Below are 11,938 nucleotides of genomic sequence, written 5' to 3'. Positions count from 1 at the left end.
TTTGCGACCATCTGTGCTATGATGGACGGGGAAAGGAAGGGACAACTATGGAGACACTCAACATGAAACAACTTTCTGACGACCGATCGGCCCATCAGGTAGCCGGCGATCTCGACGCGATGCGGGCGCTCATGCACGACTCGTTCCGATATGTCGATTCGAGCGGGCGTCAGTTCGATAAAGAGACGTTCTTAGACCAGTTCGTCGACCCGACAGCGATTCAATGGATCGCACAGGACACGGTCACGTTCGATGAGACGGTACGCGGTGACCTCGCCGTCGTCCAACTCTTGCTCGAGGAGAAGTTCATTCTCGGCACGAACGCGTACGAAGGTCGCTTCTGGATGCTTCATCTTTATGTGAAAGAAGATGGCGTCTGGTTATGGCAAGGCGGACAAGCGACGATGATAAACGAAGGATGATAAGCGTTCAGACACTCCGAATCGATGGAGTGTCTTTTTTATAAAATGAAGGAAATGTGAATTTGAAAAATATATGCCTATTTTAGAAAAATTATGTACCCTTTTGAAAAAGGACAGATTATAATAATTTTGTAAACGATTGTCATTATTCTTGAGGGGGACCCTACTTATTATGAAACAACCGAAATATGCAGCACTTTTCCTAGCTACCACACTCGCATTCGGAGGTATCGCGCCTTCGACAATCGTCAACGCAGAGACGACGGAAGACGTGACTGCTCCTGACGCACCGGTATTATCGGCACCACTCCACACGTCGACAACACTCACGATCACTGGTGAAGTGGCTGCGAAAGCGGAGATCTTGATCAACGGCAAGACATACGTCCGTACAATCCTCGAAGGTGGCGAGGCCGTCTTCAAGATGTCACCACAGTCGGTCGGCAAGGTCATCGACGTCCGTCTCGTCGACGCGAGCGGCAACGTGAGTGACACGACGCGTGCCATCGTCGCCGAAGACCCGAACGCACGTCCAGACGCACCAGTCATCAAACCGTTGACGGAGACGTCACGTGAAGTGCGCGTCGTCGGGGAGCCGGGACAATATGTCGAGCTCTCGATCGGCAGCAGCACGTATAAAGGGAAGTTCGATGCGAACGGGCTCTACCGTCGTGGCATCGCACCGCAACCGGCCCACTCATGGCTCTCGGCGAAGACGATCTCGACGAAAGGCGCGACGAGCGACGTCTCGAAACGTAGCGTCTACACAGACCGCGTCGCACCGAGAACAGCGACATTGACACAGTCCGTGACGGCAGCATCATACGGTGTCTTCGGAAAAGCCGAACCGTATGCGACGGCCATCGTCAAGATTGGCACAAAGTCATACACGGCACCGGTCATGTCGACTGGGAAGTTCATCGTGAAGATCCCACGTCAAGCGATGGGGCAGAAGATGTCACTCGTCATCCGTGACGGCGCTGGAAACGTCAGCCAATCGAAGACAATCACAGTACAGCACGCGCTCTACAACAACTTCCACCGTGTCTACATGGAAGGCATGAAGTTGACGGTTCATAAAGAAGTCTTCTATGCAGATTCGACGACGAAATACGCGGACACGTTCGTTCCACTCTTCTTCGGACATCCATCGAAGTCGGGCCTCGGGTTCCTTCTCAGCAGTTACACGGAGGATGGCTCGGTCGCTGGATTTGAGAAGTTGACGCTCCGTGTCGGTCGTGCGACCTATTCGCAAAACATCGACGAATTTGATGTTTATTATGACGAGTTCGACGACGGCTCGGTCGAAGAGTCATACTTGTTCGAACCTAATGCGAAACTCATCAGCTTTGTCGACAAGTACGTCCGTCCGGAAAACCGGATCACGGTCATGGTCCAAGGAACGGACTACGACCTCGAGTTCAACCTATCGGGTGCGGAGAAACGCGCATTCATCCAATCCCTCCAATACGCAGGATACTAATTCTTTAGGACCGGTGGAGACACCGGTCTTTTATATGCACGGATTCGATTCTCTTCTATATAAATGAAGTGGCGACTGCCATCTGCCACCTAGGAAGAAATATTTTCGAAATCTTTTTGTTACATTTTTGAAACATAAACCGATAAATAACGTAGAACAACGTGGAGCCAAATGCTTCACTATTTAAGAAAAGAGGGAAAAGGTATGAAACAAGCTTTGCAACGCCTCGTTGCATTTGTATCGGTCATTGCGCTCGTCGTGTCGCTCGTCCCAATGCGGACGATGGCAGCTGGCGCGGCCGATGTGAGCGGGGCCACATTACTTACACCAGGACAGACTGTCGACTTCACGACAGGGACAGATCCGGTGAACACGTATTGGTTCAAGATGGAGCGAGAAGCTTCAGCCATGACACATATGGAGATTGCGATGGAAGCATCTGCTGTGACGAACATCTCGGTCTATCCGAGCGCTGAGACGGCAGCGGCCGATGAGACGTTCGATCGCTACCGGGCGAGCGCTTCTCCGGACGCAGAGACGTCAGTCGCAAAAATCCAATTCCCATACGCATGGGAAGGTCCATATTACATCAAAGTGGAATACATGCCACTCGAGACAATCGATGAAGAGGGCGCGGTGATTCCACCGACGGCAGCAGATGTCTCACTTGGTTATAAATCAGTGAAACTCCCAGTGAAGTATGAAGACGGAAACGGAACGATGTGTCCGGTCGAATCGTTGCTCCCAATGCCAGAAGATGGCGGGTTGCTCGAGTTGATTCGTCGCCTGCAAGAAGAGATCCTTGGTGGATCGAAAGAAGGACGTCAATTGGAGGCACTTTACTACAAGTCGTCCCCGTACATCGTCCGCAAGTTGGCATTCGACAAACAGAAACGCCAAGAGGCGTTGACGGACCTTCAGACGTTACGTCCGCTCATCACGTCACTCGTCAACAAAGAAAGTCACACCATCACGAAAAATGAAGCGACTGCAATCAACCGCATGCACGCCTTGGTCAAATCAAGCGTACCGAGCGGGATCAAGTCGGATGTCAATGACTTGGCTTCATCGGTTGATATGACACGCCTCGCCGGTTCAACGGTGGAAGACGTGTTCGCACAGATTGGAATGGAGCTTCAAACGGTGGACACACCGCGTTATATCGTCAAATACAAATCACAACCATCGACATCGATCGGCAAGATGAACGCGATGACGGATGTATCGGCAGAGCGTATCTCGATCGGTCGTCCGGGAGACTATTTCGCGCTCGTTGACGTCGAGTCGGCAAGCACGAAAATGCAAGCAAAAGCGAAAGCGACGTTGAACGCCGATTCGAACGTCGAGTTCATCGAACCGGTGCAGACGTACAAAGCGTTTTCGACAGATTCGAGCTATGAGTATCAATGGGCAATCAATGAAAAATCAGTCCTCCAACCGATGAAGTATGCGGGTGTCGGATTAGAAGGCTATGAGGCACTCCGCCTTCCAGGTCGTTCAATCAAAGTAGCCGTACTCGACACAGGCGTGGATGATCGTCTGCTCGACTTTAAAGGAAAAGTCGATGTCGCGAACGGAAAAGACTTCACAAACCCGAACGGGGATGGAAGCTCTCGCGATGAGAACGGTCACGGGACGCACGTGGCAGGTGTCATCGGGGCAGTACGAGACAACGGTGTCTCGATGCGCGGGATGGTACCGAACGTATCGATCCTCCCAGTCAAAGTGCTCGGAGCAGACGGGACGGGTGATACGGATCAAATCGCACTCGGAATCAAATATGCGGTCGACGCTGGAGCAAAAGTCATCAACATGAGTCTCGGTGGCGGCGAAAGTCGTACGATCGGTTACATGTTGAAGTATGCCTATGACCGCGGTGTCGTCGTCGTTGCGGCGACGGGGAACGAAAGTGAACCGGCAGTATCTTATCCGGCCTCTTCGAAGTATACTATCTCGGTCGGAGCGACGAACTCCCTCGGAATCGTCGCAGATTACTCGAACTTCGGATACGGCGTCGATGTCGTGGCACCAGGTTCGAAAATCGCGAGCCTTGTCCCAGATGGGAATGTCGTTTATTTGGACGGCACGAGCATGGCGACTCCGCACGTCGCTGGCGTCGTGGCCCTCTTGAAATCACAACACCCGACCCTCTCGGTCGAGTCGATCCGTACGCTCTTGCAACGGACGGCTGACCCGGTCGCCTTCTCAGGCGGAGATGTGCCGGAAGTACCGGTGGACGAGGAAGACGAATGGGCATTTGAAGACATGAGTGTCGAGTTCACGTTACCAGTGGCGTATTACGACGTGTTAGGCGGTTACGGTAAGGTAAACCTTCACCGTGCCGAGTCGATGCTCCGTTTGAACGCGAACCGTGCGGTCGTGGCGGAAAATGCAGCAAACTTCAAAGTGAACGTGAAGTCTGGCACGGTCGTCTCCGTATATAATGGCGATCAAGTCGTCGGACGCGGGACGGCGAAGCAAGCGGTCGCATCGTTCAAGATGAAACCACAACCTGCAGGTACAGTCTTACGCGTCGTTTACACGAACGGCAAGTATCAGTCGACGGAACGGTTGATCGTGGCGGCGGGCAAACGTCCGGCTAGTCCAGCGGTCACAACGCTCCGTGCTGGCGCGAGAGCGGTGTCTGGTAAAGCGACACCGGGTATGACGGTTGTCGTTCGCAATGCGCAGCGTCAATTGTTCGGGACGGCGATGATCCGTCCGGACGGCACGTACAGCGTCAAGACGCGGGCTCTCCGTAAAGGAGAATCGATCTACGTCCACGTGGAAGATTTGAACGGCCGTGCCGGACAAATGACACGTGCGATCGTCAAATAAGCTAGTTACAACGGGAGACGGGTATGCCGATGGGCATATCCGTCTTTTTGTATGGAGTGAATGCAACGGACGAGGTGACCTGACAAGGTTCGAATGATGGAAAAGTGGTTCTCGCAGAGAAAAGGCCGTCATGATGATGCGATTCGTCTGTAATCGGATGGGTCGAAAGTCCTCACGGCACGAGAGAAGGTTGAAACGAGAGGCGCAGATGCCTAAAATGGAACATACCCGTTACTTTTGGATAACTTTGGTTTTGTTAAACAGGTCAATGATTTTATGAGTTGGAAATAACTAAGGTAAACATTGGACTTTGAGAATCTCCACTGTAAATTAAATACTAAAGGTAATTGATGGTATAAAAATGGTTTTCAACTATTATTTCCGCGAAAAACGCATGAAATCAACAAAAATCGACGTGTTTCGACATTTCCAAAAAAGGTAAATCCAAAAATGAATTAAACTAAAATCTCCAAAATTCAAAAACGTTACCATTTTTGCGAAAAAAAACGCTTGTGTCGCTTGGAAGTGTTATGTATATTATGGATGTAAGGTTTTCCAAGAACAGTCTTGGTAAATTGTTCAAGATGATTCTTGCAAAGACTTCTACCGGGGGAGAACGTCCGGTCTAAAGAAGAGTCGGTTACATAATCATTAGTACTTTATTCATTGTTATGGATACATGACTCCGAACGAGATCGGTTGGGCGAGGACGGTAGAAAAACCTATCTACCTAAGGGAGGATTTACATCAGATGGCTAAGAAGAAACAATTCGTTACTGCAGCGGCAGCGTTCGCAGTAGCAGCATCAGCAGTAGCGCCTGCAATCACAGCAGACGCAGCATCAACAACAGTCCAACTTTCATCGGACTACGTACGCGGCGGGGACCTCGACGCGGCACTTGACAAAGAGTACAAAGGTAGCGAGATCTACTGGTACAAATCGTCAGTCGACATGAACAAACTTGGCGTGTTCCAAACTGCTAAAGGTTTTGTAAAAGGCCAAGGCATCCGCGTTGAGAAAAAACTTCGCGTCTTGAACCACGCACAAGATATCCAACCTGAAGAAATCGTCCTCGAAGAAGGCGTTCCTGCATCAGGTCTTCGTATTCAGCCAGTTCTCTTCGCAGACGGCGTGAAATACAACAAAGTTGTTACTTACAAAGGATTCTCAACTGAGAAAGCTGGAGAGTTCGAAGGAACATTCACTTACTCTAACAAAGCATTCGGCGTAGTAACAAAAACAGTTAAATACAAAGTAGTTGCTTCGAAAGTAGAACTTTCTGAAGTGAAGAGCGAAGTTATGGACGACGTTCTCTCAGTAACTGCTGACGTGAAAAACCTCAAAGACGGCGAAAAAGTTGAACTCGTTGTGTACGCTAACCGCGACATGAACGCAGCTCTTCCAGCTGTTCAAGCAGAAGTTAAAGACGGCAAACTTTCAGTTAAGTCTGGTAAACTTCCTGCAGGTAACCACTCATTCATCCTCCGTTCAGGCGAAGTGAAGACTGACGTTATGAACTTTGTTGTTGAAGCGCCAATGGTTAAAGAAGTTAAGGCGATTAACGCTAAGAAAGTTGTTGTTGAGTTCAACAAAGAAATGAACGAAACTTCGGCCGAAGCAACTGGCTCTTATAACTTTGTTGGTTTGACGGCCGGTACAACTTGGACTCCGGAATTACAAGCAGATGGTAAGACTGTAGTGCTTACATTGAACAACGCAATCTCTGCTGACTCTACATTTGTTGCAATTGTTAACGAAGTATCAACAAAAGCAGACGTTAACAAAAAAACTGAGAAATTCACTAAAACTATCAACTTCAGCGATACAGTTAAGCCTACATTCACAGGCGTTACTTACCCTGAAGCAGGTACTGCGGTTCTTAACTTCTCTGAAGACTTAAGCACTAAAGGTACAGTTGCAGTTTATGATGGATCTACAGATGTTACTTCTTCTTTGACAGTAACTCATGCTGCAAATTCATCTAAAGTATCAATCTCTGGTCTTACAACAGACAAAGAGTACAAAGTTGTAGTTGTAGGAGCTAAAGATCAGTCTTCAAACTTGATTCCTGCACCTATTGAAGTATTTGTTAAATCTTCAATCAGTGAACAAGTTAAGCCAGTGATTGAATCAGTTTCTTCAGTAGACACAACTACTTTGAAAGTCAAATTTAGCGAGAAGTTGAAACAGATTACTGCAGGTGTTTACGCAAATATCTCAATCAACGGAGTTGCTGTTACTGGTGAGACTCAAACATTCGATGCTGAAACTAACACGTTGACAGTAACGAAAGCAGGACTCACTACTCAAGGTGTTCAATCAGTTTCAATCGCTGGTTACAAAGACCTTTCAAATAACACTGGTGACACACTTACTAAAGCTGTGGCATTTGCACCAAGTGCGCCTGTGTTAGAGAAAACTGAAGTCGTTAAAGATGCAACGGATACTTACGTTCAATTGACATTTAACGAAACACCTAACTTAGCTGCTATTCAAGGTGTAGATATTACTGGAACTTACACGACTCCAGAAAACGTTCTAAAAGCATTTGGAACTGATGCATTAGATGAAAGTACTGACATTTCATTAGTCGGTAACACATTGAAAATTAAAGTTACTGGCAATGAAGCTGGTAAATACAAATTAACAATTCCTGCTGCTGGTATTTCAGATGGCACTACTGCTAGAACTGAAAACCAAGTGATCGAGTTCACTTTGGCAGCTTCAGCTGACACAGCGAAACCGGCTGTCAACAACGTATATCTTCCAGGTGAAAATGCTGCTGCTGTTAATCAAGGTACTGTAGCACGTAACGTTGTTTATGTTAAGTACTCTAAAAACATGGATTCTTCAGCTGTAAATGCTGATAACTACATGGTTGATGGTCAACGTTTATTCGACTCAGCAGTATTTGTTGGCGATAAGACTTTAGTTAAACTTACTCTTAAAGAATCTGGAGTAACTTTAAGTGGAGATCGTTCATTCCAAATCACTACTGCTGTTAAAGGTGAAAACGGAGTTGCAATTGATTCATTCAGCAGCACTGAACCTTTCGTTGAGAACGTTAAACCAGTATTAAGCTCTGGTATTGTAGTCGATGGAACGAACATTGACGTAACATTTACTGAAGCAGTGGTAGATGCACAATTAGTTGGTGCTGGTGTAGGAAACGATTTTGAAGTTTATATCGATGGAGTTAAGAGCACTCTTGCTTCAGTAGGAACTGGAGCGACTGCTAACGATTCTAAACTTCGTTTGGTTCTTGCTACTGGTATCACTCCAGCTCAACTTTCTGGAAGCACAATTACTGTTAAAGTACTTGATACTACTGACGGTACAGACTCTAACTTAAACCCATTGACTAAAGGCACAGTAATTACACTTGCTAAGTAAGTTGATGTAATTTAAAAATGCTTTAATCGAAAGTGGCCAATCGTTTGAATAGCGATTGGCCACTTTTATGTATTTTTAAAGTATTTATTGATTAACAAGGTATAGTTCTATTTTGAAATATATATTATTTCTCTGATACACCCTGCCCATCGCAGCTCAGGGTGCTTTTTTTATGTCCAGAGGAGGAGAAATGATGAAACCAGATCAACCAACAAAGCGTGTCGATATCGTTAGCATCAAGTTAGTCAAAGAAGGGAGTGTCCGCTATAAAGGGCGGACCATCCACAGACCGGATGACGGCTATACACTCATGAAAGAATTCTTGGACAGGCTCGACCGGGAGCATTTCCTCGTCGTCAGCCTCGACACGAAGAATCAGCCTGTCTCCGTCAACGTCTGTCATATCGGGAGCTTGAACGCGAGCCTCGTCCATCCGCGAGAGGTGTTGAAGGTCGCGATCTTATCGAACGCGGCCGCCGTGATGGTCGGACACAATCATCCGAGTGGGAACACGGAACCGTCACGAGAAGATCTCGAGGTGACGAAACGTCTGAGAGAGGCGTGTGAATTGATGGGCATCGATCTGCTCGACCAACTAATCATCGGTGATGAGACGTATCGTTCACTTTGAGAGTGAGTAACTATGAGCTCACAGTAGAAAAACAGATTCAACATTTGTAGAGAATCATGTTCGAATGGATGAGCTTTTTGATAAACTGAAAGGGGATTGAAAATATTGTAAATGGTATGGTGATGATATGGGATGGATCCAATCGGTACGACGGTTCTTTATGCTACGACGTGTCCTACCGCGGTTGAAAAGGGACATGAATGTTTTACAAATCGGCTTGAACAATTTAAAGGAGCAAATGGTGGGATGGGAATCTTCTAAGTCGATTATTTCTCCAGAAGAAGTGATGCAGGAGAAAAGACGCTTTCATCATGTTTATGAACTGAGTGAACAAGGATTCCTACTAGATGAAATAACACACACCAAACTGAAACATGAGGACGGTTCGCTCCCATCTTCAGTCGTTTCGCTGAACATGACGTACGTTCGTGTATCAGATGAGTTGTTGAATATTTGGCGAGAACTTGATGAACGAGTCGAACGTATCAATCAACGGCTTCGTACCTATTATGAACAGATGGAATCTTTTCATCGAGATGTCGAAGCGGCGCGTCGCCATTACATCGGGGACTCATTACGCAAACGACTTCTCGGCGATTATCGAGGCGCATACGACTTCTTCAAGGATGACTCTGTTCCGGAAGCAGCTTCATTCATACAATTTTATCGTGGCCTTGATCGACAGGTGGAAGTCTGGAATGAAACGTATGTGACCGAAGAGTTGAAGCGAACCCAATCCTTCTTTGACTCAATCGACGGAAAGTCGCTCGATGCTCAACAACGACGTGCGGTCATCGTCAATGAGGATGCGAACCTCGTCGTCGCAGGTGCCGGGTCTGGGAAGACGTTGACGATTGCTGCGAAAGTGAAATATTTGGTTAAGCGAAAACAAGTACAACCGCATGAAATCTTGCTAATTTCTTTTACGAAAAAGTCAGCCGAAGAGATGAAGGAACGCATCTGCGACCGTCTTCACATCCCGGTAGAGGTCAAAACGTTCCATGGTCTTGGGATGGGAATCATTGCTGAAGGTCGAAAGCAAAAACCTCAAGTCGAGGACGAATTGAAAAAAGTTATCCGCGATTATTGTATGCATCAGTTCTATGAACATCCGCATCGTATGAAAGAGCTGATTGACTTCTTTGGTTACTATTTCTACATTCCAAAAGGGATCGAAGAGTTTGAGACGACCGGGGAATATCACGACTACAACAAGCATGTGGATTTGGAACCGTTACGCAGCAAAGTATGGAAATCTCTCTCAGCCGCCGAGATGATTGCCGCACAACAAAGACAGAAGATCACGATTCAAGAAGAGAAGGTCAAGAGTCTCGAAGAGGTCATGATTGCGAACTTCTTATTCTTGAATGGCATCGAATATGAATACGAGAAGAACTACCCTCATCAGACAGCGACTCGATATCATCGTCAGTATCAACCGGACTTTTATCTGCCAGAATACGATTTGTACTTAGAGCACTTCGGAATCAACCGGATTAATCGCGCCCCGTGGCTCAGTCCAATTGAGGAGCAGAAGTATCTCGACGGAATGGAGTGGAAACGACAGCTGCATCGTGAACACGGGACAAAGCTGATGGAGACGTACTCATATTACCGGCAAGAAGGGAATTTGTTAGATCAACTACGGTTGAAGTTATTGAAGCAAGGTGTTGTCTTCCGGGAAGTGGACCCGATAGTAGTATTCGAAAAGTTATATCGTACGAAACAAAAGAGTCATTTTAACGACTTCGTCGATTTTGTGTCGAGCTTTCTTCAATTGTTCAAATCGAATCATTATACGGAGTCTCAATTTGATGTGTTCGCACAGAGTTTGAACAAGAAGGACTTGTTTCATTATCAACGAGCACTCCTCTTCTTCCGTCTCGTCAAACCGATGTACCGGATGTATGAGGATCATCTACGACGAACGAACAAGATTGATTTCAATGACATGATCAACGAAGCGACCTCAATTGTTTCGTCCGATGCTGTTCATTTACCGTACAAATACATCATCATTGATGAGTATCAGGATATCTCGGTCAGTCGCTATCGTCTGATTGAAGCGATCCGGAAGAAGACGGGATCAACCGTCATGTGCGTGGGAGATGACTGGCAGTCCATCTATCGGTTTGCGGGGTCTGATTTGAGTCTGTTTACCGATTTTGAACATTATTTCGGGAAGAGTGCTTTATTAAAAATTGAGAACACGTACCGCAACTCGCAACAATTAATCGATATCGCTGGTCGATTCGTGATGAAGAACAAGCGTCAAATCCGAAAGAACCTCTCTTCCGGAAAACGATTGGCCACACCTGTTCGCGTGATGGGAATCAAGGGGAAGAACGACTTTGAAATCGCCTTACGTAGAGCGCTTGATCAAATCGTTCAATCACATGGTCCGGAGTCGGATGTACTGCTCGTCGGACGGAACAACTTTGACATCAAGTCAATTGAGGGAAGCCCTTCGTTTCGAGTGAAGCATTTGAAAGATGAAGTGAAAGTGACCGACCGGACGCATCCGAATCTTCGAATCTCCTTTTTGACAGCGCACCGTTCAAAGGGGCTCGAAGCAGAGAACGTGATCTTGATCAATACGGCAAATAGTAAGAACGGCTTCCCGAACAAAATCATGGATGACCCGCTATTGTCATTCGTCCTTCAGAAACAAGAAGAGTTGGAGTTTGGGGAAGAGCGCCGTCTGTTCTATGTGGCGTTGACGCGGACGAAACATACGACGTATGTGCTGACGCCGGATGACCGCATGTCGACGTTTGTCCAAGAGTTGATTAAGGAGCAACAAGTCCCGTATGAAATGGGAATCGAAGAAAGCAAGAGCATAAGGGATAACCCGAAATGCCCTCGTTGTTTGGATGGTCACTTGGTCATTCGCGAACAGGCAAATCGAAAGTCAACGTTTGTCGGTTGCAGTCACTACCCGGGCTGTGACTATACCGCCAATCATCCAAGCATCATTCATGATCCGATTGTCTGTTCCTCATGCAGAGGATATCTTGTGCTACGGGACGGGAAGAATGGTAAATTTTATGGGTGTTTGAACTTCCCGCTCTGTAAACATTCTATGGAACGAGAAGATGTGGAGCAGATGAAGCGGATCGAGAAAAGAGTGAAATGAAGAAATGGAATCGCCGATGGCGGTTCTTTTCTTT

The 11,938-nt window shown here is 47.0% G+C and carries 6 protein-coding genes; all 6 read left to right on the top strand.

Annotated features, from left to right (window positions below):
• Window positions 1–47 precede the first annotated feature (47 nt).
• The 6 genes from KNO78_RS08255 to KNO78_RS08230 all read left to right on the top strand — a co-directional run bounded on the left by KNO78_RS08255 (window position 48) and on the right by KNO78_RS08230 (window position 11,904).
• Window positions 48–422 carry a nuclear transport factor 2 family protein gene (locus tag KNO78_RS08255; protein ID WP_143180225.1) on the top strand — a complete coding sequence of 125 codons (375 nt, stop codon included), beginning with the start codon at window positions 48–50 and terminating at the stop codon, window positions 420–422.
• Between the two features lie 172 nt (window positions 423–594).
• Window positions 595–1,905, top strand: a complete 1,311-nt coding sequence (locus KNO78_RS08250; protein ID WP_214690537.1) for an Ig-like domain-containing protein — start codon at window positions 595–597, stop codon at window positions 1,903–1,905.
• Window positions 1,906–2,109: 204 nt separating this feature from the next.
• Window positions 2,110–4,743: a S8 family peptidase gene (locus KNO78_RS08245; RefSeq protein WP_214690538.1), complete on the top strand. Its 2,634-nt coding sequence runs from the start codon at window positions 2,110–2,112 to the stop codon at window positions 4,741–4,743.
• 751 nt (window positions 4,744–5,494) lie between these two features.
• The gene (locus KNO78_RS08240) at window positions 5,495–8,137 is read left to right on the top strand and encodes a hypothetical protein (protein ID WP_214690539.1); all 2,643 of its coding nucleotides are present in this window, start codon (window positions 5,495–5,497) and stop codon (window positions 8,135–8,137) included.
• Between the two features lie 193 nt (window positions 8,138–8,330).
• Window positions 8,331–8,768: a JAB domain-containing protein gene (locus KNO78_RS08235; protein WP_214690540.1), complete on the top strand. Its 438-nt coding sequence runs from the start codon at window positions 8,331–8,333 to the stop codon at window positions 8,766–8,768.
• 196 nt (window positions 8,769–8,964) lie between these two features.
• Window positions 8,965–11,904, top strand: a complete 2,940-nt coding sequence (locus KNO78_RS08230; protein ID WP_214690541.1) for a UvrD-helicase domain-containing protein — start codon at window positions 8,965–8,967, stop codon at window positions 11,902–11,904.
• The last annotated feature ends 34 nt before the right edge of the window (window positions 11,905–11,938 follow it).

The organism is Exiguobacterium sp. s132 (assembly GCF_018617235.1).
Lineage (GTDB): Bacteria > Bacillota > Bacilli > Exiguobacteriales > Exiguobacteriaceae > Exiguobacterium > Exiguobacterium profundum.
The sequence above is the reverse complement of the archived record's forward strand: the minus strand, read 5'-3'. Positions and strand labels throughout refer to the sequence as shown.

Excerpts from the sequence above, each read along its gene's own strand:
- KNO78_RS08250 (WP_214690537.1), top strand. The coding sequence starts at position 595 with ATGAAACAACCGAAATATGCAGCACTTTTCCTAGCTACCACACTCGCA.
- KNO78_RS08240 (WP_214690539.1), top strand. The coding sequence starts at position 5,495 with ATGGCTAAGAAGAAACAATTCGTTACTGCAGCGGCAGCGTTCGCAGTA.
- KNO78_RS08235 (WP_214690540.1), top strand. The coding sequence starts at position 8,331 with ATGAAACCAGATCAACCAACAAAGCGTGTCGATATCGTTAGCATCAAG.
- KNO78_RS08255 (WP_143180225.1), top strand. The coding sequence starts at position 48 with ATGGAGACACTCAACATGAAACAACTTTCTGACGACCGATCGGCCCAT.
- KNO78_RS08230 (WP_214690541.1), top strand. The coding sequence starts at position 8,965 with ATGAATGTTTTACAAATCGGCTTGAACAATTTAAAGGAGCAAATGGTG.
- KNO78_RS08245 (WP_214690538.1), top strand. The coding sequence starts at position 2,110 with ATGAAACAAGCTTTGCAACGCCTCGTTGCATTTGTATCGGTCATTGCG.